At 46.8% G+C, this 18025-nt stretch carries 8 protein-coding genes; 3 read left to right on the forward strand and 5 right to left on the reverse strand.

The window, feature by feature from the left end; translation table 11 throughout:
* Positions 1-11: 11 nt before the first annotated feature.
* Positions 12-1127: a S1C family serine protease gene (locus tag E0496_RS34565; protein ID WP_141506436.1), complete on the reverse strand. Its 1116-nt coding sequence runs from the start codon at positions 1125-1127 to the stop codon at positions 12-14.
* A gap of 311 nt (positions 1128-1438) precedes the next feature.
* Here E0496_RS34565 and E0496_RS34570 point away from each other — a divergent pair, with 311 nt between their 5' ends.
* Complete coding sequence (locus E0496_RS34570; RefSeq protein ID WP_141506437.1) at positions 1439-2407, forward strand: sugar phosphate isomerase/epimerase family protein; 969 nt, start codon at positions 1439-1441, stop codon at positions 2405-2407.
* Positions 2408-2473: 66 nt separating this feature from the next.
* Here the strand turns inward: E0496_RS34570 and E0496_RS34575 are convergent, their stop codons facing one another.
* A complete protein-coding gene (locus E0496_RS34575; protein WP_139996993.1) occupies positions 2474-2689 on the reverse strand; it encodes a hypothetical protein in 216 nt (71 codons plus the stop codon).
* Positions 2690-3150: 461 nt separating this feature from the next.
* Here E0496_RS34575 and E0496_RS34580 point away from each other — a divergent pair, with 461 nt between their 5' ends.
* Positions 3151-4170, forward strand: coding sequence for a DUF7309 domain-containing protein (locus tag E0496_RS34580; RefSeq protein WP_141506438.1), 1020 nt, complete (start codon positions 3151-3153; stop codon positions 4168-4170).
* A gap of 78 nt (positions 4171-4248) precedes the next feature.
* Here E0496_RS34580 and uvrA read toward each other — a convergent pair whose 3' ends face one another.
* The 3 genes from uvrA to E0496_RS34595 form a co-directional block, all read right to left on the reverse strand.
* Positions 4249-7128, reverse strand: coding sequence for an excinuclease ABC subunit UvrA (uvrA, locus tag E0496_RS34585; protein ID WP_141506439.1), 2880 nt, complete (start codon positions 7126-7128; stop codon positions 4249-4251).
* A 16-nt stretch (positions 7129-7144) separates the two neighbouring features.
* Positions 7145-9145: an excinuclease ABC subunit UvrB gene (gene uvrB / locus E0496_RS34590; RefSeq protein ID WP_141506440.1), complete on the reverse strand. Its 2001-nt coding sequence runs from the start codon at positions 9143-9145 to the stop codon at positions 7145-7147.
* Between the two features lie 213 nt (positions 9146-9358).
* A complete protein-coding gene (locus E0496_RS34595; protein ID WP_141506441.1) occupies positions 9359-10516 on the reverse strand; it encodes a response regulator in 1158 nt (385 codons plus the stop codon).
* Positions 10517-11045: 529 nt separating this feature from the next.
* Here E0496_RS34595 and E0496_RS34600 point away from each other — a divergent pair.
* Complete coding sequence (locus E0496_RS34600; RefSeq protein ID WP_206669942.1) at positions 11046-18005, forward strand: SdrD B-like domain-containing protein; 6960 nt, start codon at positions 11046-11048, stop codon at positions 18003-18005.
* Positions 18006-18025 lie beyond the last annotated feature (20 nt).

The following is an 18025-nucleotide window of genomic DNA, read 5'->3' on the forward strand; positions in this document are numbered from 1 at the left end:
GCTTCTACTGCCTATCCTTCTACCAGCGTCAACTTCTTCGTCACGAGATCGCCATCCATTTGCAGCATGACCTCAACCTGTTGGCCCGGCAAATAAGCTTTCAACAGTTCATTCAGCTCTACGATGGTAGATACCTGCTTACCCGCAACCTTATAAAGCAAATCGCCGTTTTTGATCCCTAATTTTTGGGCAGATGCCGACTGCACCGTTTTCACGGTAAGAGGATCAGAAGTCGGGATGCCGATTAAGGCCGACCAGCTTTCCTCCAGGCTTAATCCCAGTGAAGCGCGCTTCACATGCCCGTATTTGAAAAAATGATTCGTCACATACTGTACTGTATCCGCAGGAATGGAAAATCCAAGATTGTCGACCCCAACTTCTACGAATTTCAAAGAATTAATGCCAATGACCTCGCCCTTCATATTCACGAGCGGCCCACCGCTGTTTCCTGGATTGATGGCTGCGTCTGTCTGAAGCAGTTTGTAGGCTGAGGAAATACTGCGATTCATACCGCTTAAGATACCGCTAGTCGCTGTATTGCGAAGAGAGAAGGAAACCGGAGTTCCAATCGCTACAACCGTTTCGCCTACTTGCACATTAAGCGGGGTAGCCGCTAACTTTGCTATAGGGAGCTTCGTTGCTTTTATTTTGACCAGTGCCAAATCACTTGGTTCATCATAATGTGTCCGCTCAGCATCATATTTTTTGCCGTCTGCAGTAACCACGACTAAATTCGTCATGTCCTCCACGACATGCGCATTGGTTACAATCCAGCCATCTGCTCGAATGATGACGCCTGTTCCATGAGCTAGGGCGTATCTAGGATCAGCGGAGCCTACATCCTTCGGCTTGCCTATGATCGCTACGACAGAAGGAGACACCTTCTTGATTACTGATGGAATATCTGCAGTTGTGTACGCGTATGTATTGGTCTTGGAGTCGAACGTGCCCGTGCCGCCAAGCGCACTCGTAAGCGAACTGGCCTTGACATAAACTTCACCGTTAATCTTTGTCGCACTTAAAGCATGCGTGCCTGTTCCTCCTGTGCCGGCAGCCCACGCAGTTCCAGCCGCTATAATCGCTCCAATCGCGATAAAGCTGCAAACCCTAAGCATGCTACTTCTCATGAACCCACTCTCCCTATCCTTCTCTGCGCAAACGCCGGTTTTGCCCCGATTTGACGCTGCTTTCTCTATTTAACAATCCCCTCGTAACATAGCATATTTTCCAATAAACGACAATGAAAATTAGCTAGATTATTAGGCAAAAAGATATAGATACTTTTGGAACTTCGAGGCTGGACTATGCCCGTTTTGCTTAGTTATTATGCGATTTTGTCAATTGTCGTTTCGGTTATGTGTTCTGATTATGAAAGTGGTATACTATGTGGGACTACTAATTCAATCCATTTCGATGGATTCGGGAGGTAAAAGGACAAATGAAATTAGGCGTATTTAGCGTTCTTTTTGCACAAAAACCATTCGAGGAAGCACTCGACTACATCGCTTCCAAAGGTCTGGATGCAATTGAAATCGGCACGGGTGGATACCCGGGCAACGCACACTGTGATGTGGATGCATTGCTTGCGGACGAGGGCAAACTGAAAGCGTTTAAGCATGCAGTAGAATCACGCGGACTAATGATCAGCGCACTTAGCTGCCATGGCAATCCGCTTCACCCGCAGAAAGCTATTTCTTCTGACCATGATGCGGTTATTCGCAAAACGATTGAGCTCGCCAACCGTCTTGAGGTATCCGTTGTAAATACATTCTCTGGCTGCCCAGGCGACCATGAGGATGCAAAATACCCGAACTGGCCGGTTGCTCCATGGCCGAATGATTTCCAGGATATCCTGAAATGGCAATGGGAAGAAAAAGTTATTCCATATTGGTCTGAGATTGGAAAACTAGCTACGGAAGGTGGCGTCAAAATCGGCCTTGAGCTGCATGGCGGCTTCTCCGTTCACAGTCCAGCTACCTTGCTTCGCCTGCGTGAAGCGGCTGGTAATGCAATCGGTGCCAATCTTGATCCAAGCCACATGTGGTGGCAAGGAATTGATCCGGTACAAGCGGTACATATTCTTGGCCGTGCCGGAGCAATTCATCACTTCCATGCGAAGGATACAACAATCGATCCGATTAACGTCAATCACCATGGCGTAACGGATATGCAATCATACGCGCTTATGCTTGATCGTGCTTGGCAGTTCCGTACTGTCGGTTATGGCCATGACTTGAAAACTTGGGCTGACATCCTCAGTGCGCTTCGCCTTGTTGGTTATGACTACGTGGTCAGTATTGAGCATGAAGACGGCTTGATGTCGGTAGATGAGGGCTTCACGAAGGCCGTACAGAACCTACAGCAAATTCTGATCCGCGAGCCGCTAGGCGAGATGTGGTGGGTTTAATCCTTCTAAACAAAACAAAGGCGTACTGGACTTGTCCAGTACGCCTTTGTTTTGTTACATTAGATACTAAGCTAACCAAACCTGCGTGATCATAATAAAGTCGATCAACAAAAACAATGCAAGTGAAACGAAAGTGAAACCGATCGCAAAAATGTTTTTCTTCGGGCGAGCGGTCAATAGTCGCACAAACCCGATTGCAATCAGTACGGTAAAGGCAAGCATGAACCAATCGAAAGTACCGATTTTACTTGCTTCTTGAACTGCTTCTTCTGCCAAAAACATGAAGGGACCTCCTTTTTTCGCACGTAACCTATAATACTATATGTTAGCTTTTTGTGGCTCCTGACGCAAGTCAGAATCGAATTTCGTAACAAGTTTGTCACGTTTTTTTTGAAATATAAGACTTTATCTGTTTCACACCACAAAGCAGCCTTATATTTCTGCGAGAAACGAATCGCCAACCTCGACAGAGGACGGCAAAATCGTTTCTTCTTGGTTAATTATAAAATGTCCATCTATGGCAAAAACTATAACGATTAGCATTCAACAAATTCCTGTTATATCATGCATCTATGCACACTTAACGAATAATTACCCTTCTTTATTTTTTGTTTATTTTCAACTTTTAAAATTACTGTAATCTAATCAAAAAATCAATAAAATAAATGTTTTTTCAGAAAATGAGATTTTCATTTTTATCCATATACAACTTTCAATAAACAAATATAAATTGGAGGATTAACATGCAGCCCACACAAGAGCAATGGAAAAACTTATATGAAGCGGCAAACGCATTTAAAGTAGCCGCACCTTGGAACGTGTTTGAAGATAGCGATATTTTCGCTGTCAAAGACCCATACACTGGCAAAACCGGCTATTGCTGCATTATGGGTGCTGGGGGCCAGCTATTTGGTTTGGCTCTTTATTTAGGCAAAAGAGGTTTAGATACCATTCATGCCATGCTGGAAGGAGAATTGCACGACGATCCTCTGTTTGTTCAGCATTGTCTCATGCTCTCCTTCGATGACCGCGAGGACTTGCATCCTGAAGAGTATAAACAAATCAAATCGCTTGGTTTAAAATATCGCGGACGCAGTGCCTGGCCTGCCTTCAAAATTCATGAACCCGGTTATTATCCTTGGATTCTTGAGAAAGCTGAAGATGTTCTTTTCTTGACAGCAGCTTTGGAACAGGTCATCCAAGTCGCCCTTTCTGCGCCTGAAGATGCTTACAGCTATATCCAGCCTCAGGGCGAGAAGCTGCTCACTCGTATAGCAACTGCTCAAGAAGACGGAAGCCTGCAATGGAATAGCGAATGGTTGGTACCGGAAGAGGACAAGAAGGAACCCGACATCGAGACTCCTTTCGTTCTTAACGAGCTACAGCTCGCCAAGCTGAAGAAAACGGTCAAAAAAACAAGCAGCTCCTGGGAAGTCAGTTGTTTCTTCATGCCTACGCCTGTAGATGATAAGGGCAGACCCTATTATCCTATGATCTTTGCCGTTATTGATCAGGACTCCAATCAAATTATTTCGATGAACCTGTTCGAGCAGCAAGAAGCTCCTTTTATTGTTCCCGAAAAAATGGTAGAGCTGCTGGAGACCGTTAAGCTCTTGCCTGCCAAATTAGTCACTAATGATGCTAAAGTCTTTGATTTATTATCCGAAGTCATTGAAAGCTTTGATTTAAAATGTTTTACCTATAATGGTCCGCTTATGATGGACGACTTCAAAGATTCATTATTTAATCGCATGGGGAGATAACGAGCAGTAGTTATGGTCTATCGAACTTAGCAGAACAAGAAAAACAGCAGGCTGATCGCTCAGCCTGCTGTTTTCTGTTTATTCCATTGCTGCCGCTACCTGCTTCTCCTTATGCAGTGTAATCGTCCGTTCACGATCACGCTCTAGGATTGGCTTTAAATATTTACCCGTGTACGATTGCTCTACCTTAACAACCTGTTCAGGCGTTCCAGTTGCCACAATCATACCGCCGCCGTTGCCACCTTCTGGCCCCAAATCAATCAGATAGTCCGCTGTTTTAATAACATCCAAATTATGCTCAATAACGAGGACAGATTCACCTGAATCAACCAAGCGATGCAAAACCGTCAACAAGCGATCAATGTCATGCACGTGTAAGCCGGTTGTTGGCTCATCCAAAATGTACAATGTTTTGCCTGTAGAGCGGCGGTACAGCTCAGCCGCTAACTTGACCCGTTGTGCTTCGCCACCAGACAAGGTTGTGGCTGGCTGTCCCAGCTTCATGTAGCCAAGACCCACGTCAAGCAGTGTTTGTACCTTCCGGTGCACTCTTGGAATATTCTCGAAGAAGAGACAGCTGTCTTCAATCGTCATATCCAAAACCTCTGCAATGTTTTTCCCTTTATATTTCACTTCAAGCGTCTCGCGGTTATAGCGCTTGCCTTTGCAAATTTCACAAGGCACATAGACGTCCGGCAAGAAATGCATTTCGATTTTGATAATGCCATCACCTCGGCATGCCTCACAACGGCCGCCTTTGACGTTAAAGCTAAACCTACCTTTTTTGTACCCGCGTACCTTAGATTCATTCGTATTGGAATATAAATCACGAATATCATCAAACACGCCGGTATACGTCGCTGGGTTTGATCTTGGCGTTCGGCCAATCGGCGACTGGTCAATGTCGATAACCTTCTCTAAATGCTCAATACCGCGCAGCTCCTTGTATTGACCGGGGCGTGTCTTGGCTTTGTTCAAATCCCGCGCTAGCGTCTTATAGAGAATTTCATTAACAAAGGTTGATTTGCCGGAGCCTGAAACACCTGTGACCGCTGAGAAAACGCCAAGAGGGATCTTCACATTCACATTTCTCAGGTTGTTTTCCTTCGCTCCACGTACCTCTAACCACTTCTCATTGGTTTTTCGGCGAACTGCGGGCACCTCAATGAACTTCCGTCCGCTCAAGTATTGTCCCGTTAGCGAATTCTCATTCGCCATCACCTCTTCCGGCGTCCCTTCAGCAATCACCATGCCTCCATGAATACCGGCGCCAGGCCCAATATCAATGATATAGTCAGCTGCCAGCATCGTATCCTCATCATGCTCAACCACAATCAAGGTGTTCCCGAGGTTGCGCATATGCTCCAGCGTCTCGATCAATCGGTCATTGTCGCGCTGGTGCAACCCGATGCTCGGCTCGTCCAAAATGTAGAGCACACCCATCAGGCTTGAGCCGATTTGGGTAGCCAGTCGGATCCGCTGCGCTTCCCCTCCGGAAAGAGTACCTGCAGCACGACTTAACGATAAATATTCCAAGCCAACGTTGACTAGGAAACCTAGTCGACTGTTGATTTCTTTCATAATTAGATTGGCAATCGCAAGTTCCTTTGGTGTAAGCTTGAGCGAATCAAAATAATGCTGAGCATCACCAATTGATAGCGAGGTCACTTGTGATATATTTTGTGTATTAATGGTTACGGCCAAGGTCTCCTTACGAAGGCGATGCCCCTTGCAGCCCGCGCATGGCTTAGCACTCATATAGTTTTCAATATGCTCACGCATCATATCCGATGCCGTATCGCGGTAGCGCCGCTCTAGGTTGTGAACGATACCCTCGAACGGAACAAACGCTTCCTTCCGGTGGCCGAAATCATTTTCGTACAGGAAGCGAACCCGTTCTCCTCCCGTACCATAAAGAATCTTTTTCATTTGCTCTTGGCTAAGCTCCGAGACAGGTACGTTCTGCGGAATGCCGTAATGAACGCATACTGCGCTAAGAAATTGCGGGTAATAGTTGGACGTGCTGCCTGCCCAAGCCAGAAACGCTGCATTCTCAACCGATTTGCTCATATCCGGAACGAGCAGCTCGGGATCGACGATCATTTTGACGCCCAAGCCATCGCAATCTGGACAAGCTCCATAAGGACTGTTAAAAGAAAACATACGCGGCTCAAGCTCTTCAATACTGAAGCCGCATTCTGGGCAAGCCAGATTTGAGCTGAACAACAGCTCTTCTTGATCGATAATATCAACTAGCACGCGGCCTTCAGAGAGCTTAAGCGCCGTTTCCAAAGAATCCGCAAGGCGAGTTTGAATGTCTGTTTTCACTACGATCCGGTCAACCACAACTTCAATGCTATGCTTTTTGTTTTTCTCCAGCTCGATCTTCTCGCTCAGCTCACGCAGTTCTCCGTTCACACGGACGCGCACGAACCCTTGCTTCTGAATATCAGCAAGCAATTTGGTATGCTCGCCTTTGCGTCCAGAAATAAGCGGAGCCAAAATTTGCAGCTTCGTTTTCTCTGGATATTCCAAGATCCGGTCAACCATCTGCTCCACGGTCTGCGATGTAATTTCAATGCCATGCTCCGGGCAATGGGGTTTCCCGATACGGGCAAACAGCAACCTGAGGTAATCATAAATTTCCGTTACGGTTCCTACTGTAGATCGTGGATTCCGGCTTGTCGTCTTCTGGTCAATAGAGATGGCCGGTGATAAGCCTTCAATTGAATCGACGTCCGGCTTCTCCATTTGGCCTAGAAATTGACGAGCGTAGGCCGATAGTGATTCCACGTACCTACGCTGTCCTTCCGCATAGATGGTGTCAAAAGCCAGTGAGGATTTACCCGAGCCGCTAAGACCTGTTAACACGACGAATTTGTCGCGTGGTATGGTAACATCAATATTTTTTAAATTATGGGCACGTGCGCCCTTAATTACGATTTTATCGCTAGCCAATCTTTTCTCCTCCTACTTAGCCCATCTCTGCCCGCAGCTCAAGCAGCGCATCCCGAAGCTCTGCTGCGCGTTCGAACTGCAGATTTTTTGCTGCATCCTTCATTTCTGCTTCCAGCTTCTGAAGCAGCGCCAAACGATCTTTTTTGTTCATTTTGCCAACGCCTGCACCCGTTAAATAATCCGCCTTCTGCTCAGCCACCTTCGTAGCTTCGATGACGTCATGGACTTTTTTGCGAATCGTCTGCGGCGTTATGCCGTGCTTCTCATTGTATGCCAATTGAATGGTTCGACGACGTTCTGTTTCTTTGAGCGCTCGGTCCATCGAATCGGTTATTTTATCCCCGTACATAATAACGCGGCCTTCACTGTTCCTCGCCGCACGTCCAATCGTCTGAATAAGCGCGCGATCAGAGCGTAGGAAACCTTCCTTATCCGCATCGAGAATCGATACGAGCGATACCTCCGGTAAATCCAGCCCTTCCCTTAAGAGGTTGATGCCAATCAGTACATGGAACACGCCAAGCCTTAGGTCACGAAGAATCGCCAGCCGCTCCAATGTCTTGATATCGGAGTGGAGGTAGCGAACCTTAATGCCAATCTCCTTCATATAATCCGTTAGATCCTCTGACATCTTCTTGGTCAACGTCGTAACGAGCACCCGTTCATCCTTTGCAATGCGATCACGAATCTCGTTTAACAAATCATCAATTTGCCCTTTCGTAGGACGTACATCGATAATCGGATCGATAAGACCAGTTGGCCTAATAATTTGCTCGATCATTATGTCCGTATGTTCGATCTCATACGGGCCTGGGGTAGCCGACACATAAACCAGCTGCTTTGCCTTTGCCTCGAACTCTTCGAAACGCAGCGGCCGATTATCCATTGCCGAAGGCAGCCTAAAACCGTGATTCACAAGCATTTCCTTCCGAGCCCGGTCACCGTTGTACATGGCCCGGATTTGCGGCAGGGATACATGTGACTCATCTATAACAATAACCATGTCGTCAGGGAAATAATCAAGCAACGTATACGGCGTAGCACCGCGCTCCCTGAAGGTTAGCGGTCCTGAATAGTTCTCGATGCCTGAGCAGAAGCCCATCTCGGCCATCATTTCCAGGTCGTAGCGTGTACGCTGCTCCAATCTTTGCGCTTCAAGCAGCTTACCTGCCTCGCGCAGTTCCGCAAGCCGCTCCTCCAATTCCCGTTCGATATTGACAAGCGCCACTTTCATCGTCTCTTCCTGGGTCACGAAGTGGGAGGCCGGGAAAATAGCGATATGTTCGCGTTCGCCGATAATTTCGCCTGTGAGCACGTCGATCTCCGATATACGCTCAATCTCGTCTCCAAAGAGCTCTACGCGAATGGCACGTTCATTATTGGCAACTGGGAAAATTTCCACGATATCTCCACGAACACGGAATGTTCCCCTCGTGAAGCTAATATCGTTGCGTTGGTATTGAATATCGACTAGCTTATGCAAAATGGTATCCCGAGACTTTTCCATTCCGACTCGCATCGATAACACCATGCCTCCGTATTCGGTTGGAGATCCGAGACCATAAATACATGAAACGCTGGCAACGATAATGACGTCGCGGCGATCGAACAGCGAGCTTGTCGCCGAATGTCGAAGCTTATCTATTTCATCATTAATACTGGAGTCCTTCTCGATAAACGTATCCGATGACGGGATATAAGCTTCCGGCTGGTAGTAATCATAGTAGCTAACAAAATATTCAACTGCGTTGTCCGGGAAAAAGCTCTTGAATTCGCTACACAGCTGCGCAGCCAACGTCTTATTGTGCGCGATGACGAGTGTAGGCCGATTAAGCTTCTCCACCATGTTCGCAATCGTGTAGGTTTTGCCCGTTCCCGTCGCCCCAAGCAGAGTTTGATGCCTCTTGCCTGCCTTAATGCCTGCCAAAAGCTGCTCGATCGCCTTCGGCTGGTCCCCTTGTGGTGTATAGTCTGACTTCAATTCGAACAGCTTCGTTTCCTTTGCGAGTTCACTCACGCCTCTATCCACCTCCGTTATTCGAAATACTCTTATTATTATAGTCAATTATATGAATTTCATTTCAGTAGCATTTTAAAAATAAGAATGTTTGTTCCCGTTTATTATACCGTGTACTGTCAACTGGCGCAATGATCCTCACACAAAAAAATACCGCAGCCTATCTCTTCTTGAGACATGCTCCGGTATATTCCAATTTTGCAACTTGTGAGCTCACCGCATCTGTTCCTTACCCATTCTTCTCTCGCTCCACTGATCATACCAGTCTTCAATTGGTTTCGGAACAACCAGTCCGAGCTCATTCTCCAGCGTTAGAAGCAGCCGTTCATAATAAGCTGTCACTTTATCAAAATGACCTAGTTCATCATAAAGCTTCATAACAAGAAGACCCTCAGTCTCATTATATGGATCGATCGTTTGTATTCTTTCATATAGCTGCAAAGCTTCGCTCCATTTATCCTGTCGTTCCAAATCGTAAGCGGCCACCTGCCTTGCCAGACTCAGCCACAGCTGGCGAAGGCGCTCGCTCTCATGCTCTGCCCATATATAACCATGGTCCTGAAGATAATGTCCTTCATATTCCCCTAACAGCTGAATCGCGCGATCATAATGCTCGTCTACAGGCCCCATCAGATTTTCCAATTCCCGTTCCCACCGTTCGGTGTCCAATGCCACCTGCCCGATCTCAAGGATGTAACCTTCCTGAATGCTCGTATTTTGAATCACAATAGATAGATTTGACTTTTGAATGCATTGTCTAATTTGGTAGATAGCCGTATATAGTTGAGTCATGGCCCGCTTCATATCCATCTCAGGAAAAAACAGCTCCAGAAGCGTCGATTTATGAACAATCTGACCGCGATGATGGAGCAAATAAGCAAAGATCTCCTGAGCTTTTGCTGTACGCCACTTCGGCAGCTCTGCCGGCTGACCATTCGTCTGGAAGCGGAGCATTTTGAAGCAATAAATCATATCCGTGCTCTTCTCAAGAGCTTCTGGTGGTGCCTGAATCCCTCTGAGCTTCATTAACCTCTCCATTGTTTTCTGAATACGCGAGGGTTGCGGAGGCTTCAACAAGTAATCTATCGCATTCAGCTCGAAAGCTTGAATCGCATACTCATCATAAGCGGTTACAAACACAATATAAGCTTGCGGACAAACCATCTGAATAAGCTCCGCTGCTTGAATACCACTTAGTTCAGGCATGTGGATATCCAGAAATACAACATCCGGCATCATCACGCTTGCCCGCTCCACCGCCTGTACCGGATTTTGATAGGTTTCAATTGACGTTACTTCGGTAGACTGGCGGAGCATGCGCTCAAGCTGTACGAGCGCCAGTCTTTCATCATCAACTAAAAGCAGCTTCACTTGCTTCACTCCTATATTAGCATCATATCTCTTCTAAATTATAAATCATATCGGCATCGTCCCCGAAAACGATTATTTCCTATAAATCTATTATACCTATTCCCTTGAAAATTGTTCAGAAAATGTATAGTATCCATTAATACAATAGTCATGATGCGAACAAAGACAAATCTTGTTGCTTTATGACGAGAATTAGCAATGTTTGTTCAAAAAATGATCAGTTGCACTTGTTACATTTTGTTACAGGATCCGTGCAGCTTGCTAAATTTATTTGCGAAGCGAGCAGGCCGCAATCTATTATACGGCGTTTATTACTTTGCCGATAAGTGAACCAGCTAGCACGATGCTGATATTATCATGTTCCTGCCGCATACCCACTGGCAATCCTCTAGCTATCCAGCGGTTGACTAGAATAAGGAGGCTGATCACAGGTTAATCCCGTTCTTTTGGAACGACGCGTCTTCCTGCTTCACGTAAACGTGAAAACAGATCGAAAGGAATGAAGAAAGAAACCATGCTATTACAGAAATTGCGGAAAGGCCGTATGGTCCCCCTCATCCTGATGTTCGCCTTGCTGCTGCAAACAGCATTGCTGCCCTTTGCATCACCAGCAATGGCGGCTACACCAGTTGATGGACTAACGATAACAAAATCCGCAAGTAAACCCAATGTCAATGTCGGAGATACCTTTACTTACTATATTCAAATTGAGCTCTCCAGTACGGTTGGGCTGAGCAAAGACCTGGAAATTAAAGATATCGTTCCAGCTCCGTTCAAGGTGTTAAGCACGACCGGTGCAAGCTTCTCCGGAAATACAGTTACCCTTAACCGTACTTTCAATCCCGGCGATTCCCTGGAGATTGAAATAGAAGTGAAGGTTGACAACACGTATACAAATTCGCAAGTGTCGAAGATTAATACGGCAACGGCAACTGAAGCTTCAAGCGGCAACATTAGTTCGGCCAGCGCTACAGTAATCGTCGAGGCAGATGCAACGCCATCGCCTACACCGGCGCCAACAGCCACGCCAACGCCTGTTCAGTCGACTTATGATAAATGGGCTGCCTTTAAAACACAAGACACCGGCTATGCGAGCGGCGTTGCGATTGTTGGCGGTTCAGTCAATTACAATGTCGGCATTAACGCTGTCCAGAAAGGCAATGTAACACCGGCAGGCGCGCTCACAAACATTACTCTTGTGGATTCTTATCCATCGCAAGCAACGGTAACTCTTGCGGATATTACGCCAGTAGCCGGTCCGTCGATCACGCCTGTGATCGATAATGTCAACCATACGATTACATGGGTTATTCCGCGATTGGATTCCGGTCAAAAGTTCGAGGCTCGCGTTAAGCTTACTTACCCTCCTACATTAGGCTGGGCAGGAGCTGTTAATGCAACAAACAATCTTGCAATTACACAGTATACAATTGAAGGCCCTGTTGAGGGCGAAGTAACGAATCCGAATGCATCTATCGATACAAAATTCGGACCTCCAGTCTCCGGAGGAGGAGAAGTTACCAAGAACCGTACTTACGATTATCGCTGGCATAGCCAAGAGCAACGGTTCACGATCGGCGGTATTACAAACTCAGCTAACGGAGCAAACTCCGAGCTGCGGAATATTGTTCTTACGGATACACTTCCTTCCGAGCTTAAGTACACGTACTTAAAAATGCCTAACCGCCAGTGGACTTCCTTCACTTATACATTAAAGAACGGCGGAGCAACAACGATAACTCCAAACAGCAATGGCACCACATTGGAGAAAGCAACGCCTAATAAACAACTTACGGTCGGAAACGGTTCTGATCTCAACGTACCGACTGGCGATTCGCTAGTCAGCGTTTCCTGGACCTTTGATTCGCTTCCGGTAAACCAGACGATCGGCGGCGTAGAGCTGCGCGGCTTGGTGCTGGATACAGCTACAGGAATTCGATCTAGCGAAAACACAGCATGTGGAGCAGCAGCAATTCCTAACGCCGACTCCGCAGTTAACCAAGGCGATACCATCAAAAACTGTGCGGTTGTCACTTATGAGGCTTTGACTCAAACAACGCCAGGCAACTGGACATATACAGCACAGACACCTGCTACGGCTGTAGCAATTTTTAAGATCAATGAACCAAAACCATGGTTGACAGCATCTAAAAGCCAACCAGGCGGCGGCACCTTCTTCCCGTTAAGCGAAGTTCCATTCTCACTGACGGTGAGCAATAAGATAGACGCGACAGGCCCATGGGTAGATCCCGTCATTTACGATTTGCTGCCTCAGGATTTCGATTATTACACGGATCCAAAGCAAACAAATCTCGTAACGGCTCTAGCCAATTCATTTACGATCACGGGCTTGCCTTCTGGCGCGGCTAATCCAACCCTAGTCAAGCTTGCTGATGTGAATGGACGGGCTCTAGTCAAATGGTCATGGCCAAGCGGCTTGTCTTTAGATCCTGGCACCAGCTTAACGATTACTTACAAAGGAAAAGTTCGCTCCGGCGCTTTGCCTTCTGGCGGTTCGGTCAGCTATCTCAACAAAGTATTTGCAACAACGGCTGACGCAACTACCCAGTTCTGGCATGACGGCAACAAAAATCAGTTTAGTCCGCTTGGTTTCCCAGCATGGGCAGCAGCTAATCCGGACCGTTCAGGTACGACGCTGCAATTCAAACCAAACGCAAGCGATCCGGTTGAGCACTATTATGTCGATGCGAATGCTCCAGTCACTGTCGGCCTAGCCGCTATTGTCAAGTCGACCAAATGGAACAAAGGCGATTTGCCTGCCATCTTCGATGTTGCCAATTCCGGAGGCTACAGCGGCCCGCCATCGATTTCCTACACACCATTCGACAATGGGACGTTAGGAACGCCTGAATATACAGAGTTCCCTCGTTTCAGCACAACCTATGAAGGCGGATCCGCAGATTATAAGCTGGTTATCCAAAACAGCGGCAACACGCGGTTATCGAAGATTGATGCGATCGATATCCTGCCATTCATCGGCGATAAAGCTGTTCACCCGAATTCGAATGTGGACCGTAATTCCGAATGGCGTCCAAACCTAGCAACAACGCCACAATCTGGCACAGGCAAAACGTTTTCCTATACGCCTGAAGACGGTGGAGCGGTTAAAACCGTTACGTATGATCTTCGCGTATTTTACAGTCTGTCGTCAGACAAAAGCAGTATCGTTAACTTCACGAATGCCGTCGGCAGCAAAAACGGCTGGATTAACCAGTCTACTTTTGCAAGTGATAATCTGACCGATATTCAATCTCTATACTTTGAAATCACGAATATCAAGGGCAGCGATGGTGCAACAGATTTAGCAGCTGGCGATTATATCGTTCTCGATTGGGAAATGAATGCGCCGGTAGGTACGGAATCAGGTAAAGTCGCCTGGAACTCCTTCGCCATTCAAGCTACCAGCGCTGCAAGCGGCAGAACGATGCTGCCAGCTGAACCAAACAAAGTAGGCTTCCTTGTTCACCCGAACGACGAGCATGCGCCGCTTGGTGAAATTGGAAACTTCGTATGGTTCGACAGCAACCGTGACGGCTTGCAAAATGAAGGCTATCCTGGTGATAACTCGCAAAGCGCCGGTATCAACGGCATTAAAGTAAACCTTTATAAAGACGGTGCTACCACGCCGTTTAAGGACACGATTACTGGATATGATCAGTCTGGAAGCCCTGGCTATTATTTATTCCAAGGCTTGCCGACCGGTCAATATGAGGTTGAGTTCGTACTGCCGGAACATTATGTTCCTACCGTAGCGAACACGCCTGGACTAGATCCGACTCATATCGATAACACCGATTCGAATAAAGTTGTCAAGCTGTCAACAGCTGGCGGATACACGCCATACCGTACAGACGCGATTTCGATTAACGTTCTGTCGGCTGACAAAATCAAAAATTATACGATTGATTTGGGCTTGGTTGAGGCAGGAACAACAACTCCGTCCTATCCGTCAGCAACAATCGACAAATCGATTACTAACGTAGCGAAAGGGTCCTCTACAGCAGCACCATCACAAAGCTACGTCGTTGTGGGCAATCAAGTTAATTACAAAATCAACTTTAAAAACACGTCCACCGTTACCTTGCATAACATTAAAGTGCAGGATGAACTGGACCGTGCGCAAACAGGTTTTGCTTTCAATAAACTGACGTATAACGGCACTTCCATTTCAATAAACGGCAATAGCCACTCCCGCCCTGATATCATTTCTAGCGTGAGCAATGCCGGATCAACGCCATTTGTCATCGTTAAAAACCTTGCTCCTGGCGGCGAAATTGAGCTCGAAGGCACCTATACGGTTACAACAGATGATTTTGATTTAACGGATTTGGATAACAAAGCAACGATTTACTACAATGAATCCAAAGAACCGCTCGAAGACGAAGCAAGCATCCCTACTGCCGCCGTAAAGGTCGAGAAATCAAGCAGTAGAACTTCAGCTTCAAGCTTCGATGAAGGAGATTGGATTGATTACCTTGTTACGGTAACCAACACAGGCAGCAGCGAATTGACGAACATTGTCATTACGGATACGAAGGTTTCCAATATACCTGCGATCCCAACGCTCGCTTCCGGTAAATCAATTGAAATTACGTACCCGTACCAACTGACTGCTGCAGATGTGGCAGCTACGTCCATCATTAACATCGTTACCGCCGACCCGGACGAAACGCCACCGGTTACCGATACTCATGAAATTCCGGTTACTACCGATGCACGCGGTTCAATCGGAGATTATGTGTGGTTCGATCGCAACGAGGATGGCATTCAGAATGCAGGAGAAAACGGCATTAATGGGATTATTGTCAAGCTGTTCGACAGCTCCAATACCCTTGTGTCACAGACGTATACGAGAGACAAAGATGGCAAAGCCGGACATTACATTTTTAAAGGCTTGCCATTCGGAAGCTATCAGGTTCAGTTTATCGTTCCTGCTGATTATGAGGTAACGAAGCCGGAAGTATCAGGCTCCACTTCTGATTTAGATTCCAATGCCATCGATGCTGCTGGCAAAACGAACCTAATTACAATTACTAGCGCACAACCCGATGATCTGACTATCGACCTCGGCTTGTACCCTCGCGGCGAGATCGGCAACTATGTATGGCTTGATCGCAACCGCAATGGGATTCAAGATGAGAACGAGAAGGACGGCATCAATGGCATTCAGGTGAAATTGTACAAGGACAATACGTCAGGCGTACCAATTGCAACGGCAACTACCGCAAATGATGGCAACGGAAAACCTGGCTACTACCTGTTCGACCACTTGCTATCGGGCAACTATTTCGTACAATTTATCATTCCTGACGATTATGAGAAAACGATCGAAGGAACAACCGCTGGATCAGGAAACGATTCCAATGTAACGAACAACAGCGGAATAACACAGCAAATCGTTATTGGGGAATCCACACGCTGGATTGATCACACGATTGACCTTGGATTAGTCGCCAAAGGAACCATCGGCAACTACGTCTGGATTGATCGGGACAGCAACGGCAAGCAGGATGAGAATGAGCAAGACGGCGTCAACGGTATCAGAGTGAAGCTTTACGATCAAAACAAGGTGCTCCTTGATGAGACCGTAACGGCTAATGATACTTCTGGCAAGCCTGGCTACTACTTATTCGAGCAGCTGACAGGCGGCAACTATTTCGTGAAATTCGAAGTGCCGACTATCTTTGATCTTACCAAGGCTGGCGCAGCAGGCACTACGAGCGCTAACGATTCGAATCCGACGGTAGATGGCTTTACCAATGTTATTTCCATAGGCGCGACGGCTCCTAATGGCTGGCATGACCTAACCATTGATTTAGGACTAATCGGTATCGGTCGCCTTGGCGATTATGTGTGGCATGACCGCAATCGTGATGGCATTCAAAACGAAGATGAGTCAGATGGCATCAATGGCGTCGTAGTTAAGCTCTACAAGGATTCCCCTACTGGAACTCCGATTGCTGAAACGACTACAGCCAATGATACTACCGGCAAGCCTGGCTATTACAGCTTCAAAGAACTGCTTGAAGGCGACTACTACGTACAATTCGTTCTACCGACTGACTATGTGAAAACAAAAGCGGAAAGCGGCGGTAATAACGGAACCGATTCGAATGCAACAGACAGCACCCACACCACTGCAAAAATCGAAATCGGTGAGGCATCGGGCTGGATCGATGCCAGCATTGATTTGGGTCTAATTGCAAAAGGCGAAATCGGTAATTATGTATGGCTGGATCTGAACCGTGACGGCATACAAAACGAAAATGAAGCACAAGGCATTAACGGCATTGAAGTAAGACTATTCAAAAACAATGCTTCCGGTACGCCATATGCTGTAGCTACTACTGCAAATGACAAAAACGGAAAAGCTGGTTACTATCTTTTTGAAAATCTGCGCGAGGGCGACTATTATGTTCAATTCGTCATTCCTGTTGATTACGAAAAGACAGCTGCTGGTAAAGATTCTGACAAGGCTGTTGATTCTAACACAACGGATACGATGGGCATCACATCTGTGATAACCATTGGTCACGCCGCTGGCTGGATCGACCATAGTATCGATTTAGGCTTGATTGCTAAAGGTAAAATCGGTAACTACGTATGGTTTGATTCCAACACCAACGGAAAACAAGATGAAGCTGACAACCGCGGAATGAACGATGTTTTGGTGAAACTGTATGATGCTAACAAAACATTCATTACAGAAACCAGAACAGCAAATGATGTGGACGGCAAACCAGGCTACTACTTGTTCGATCAATTGATAGGCGGGCAATATTATGTCCAATTCGTTATTCCAGCCGGCCATATGGCCACCTATGCTGAAGCAGACGGAACTACGCCAGCAAATGATTCAAACAAAAGGGTAGACGGTTATACCGAAGCTATCATTATTGGAGAGAGTGCTCCTAACGGATGGGAAGATTTGACGATTGATTTAGGCCTGTACTTTACGCCGAACCCACCTGTCATTCCTACAATTCCTCCAGTGCTTCCTCCGGTAACGCCAGGACCTGATCCTGTAGATCCTGAGATTCCTGGAGAAACGGAAGAACCTTCAATACCTCAGCCTAGCCAGCCGCCAGTTGAGCACGAGACAACTGAGCAGGACAAACCTGTTGAAGGCAGCGTCGATGTTCCTAAAGACAGCAAACCAAGCATCGGCCAAAAGCCGGAGCATGGCGTTGTTACGATCGACGAAAATGGCAAATGGGTGTATACTCCTAACCCTGGTTACACCGGTAAAGACAAGTTCTCCATCATTGTGAAAGACAAAGACGGAAATGAAGAAGAAATCTTCTTTGAAATTGATGTCGAAGTTCCTCTTGGCGGTGTAGACAGCAGCACACCTCCAGTTACTACGCTTCCAAAGACCGGCGAGCAGAGCTATCTGCTTATGCAGCTGCTCGGATTTGCCTTCATTCTACTAGGTGCAGCACTTGGCTTCAAACGCAGAAAAATGTAATGCAAGCAAAAACGCCTTCG

The organism is Paenibacillus luteus, from assembly GCF_006542765.1.
GTDB lineage: Bacteria > Bacillota > Bacilli > Paenibacillales > Paenibacillaceae > Pristimantibacillus > Pristimantibacillus luteus.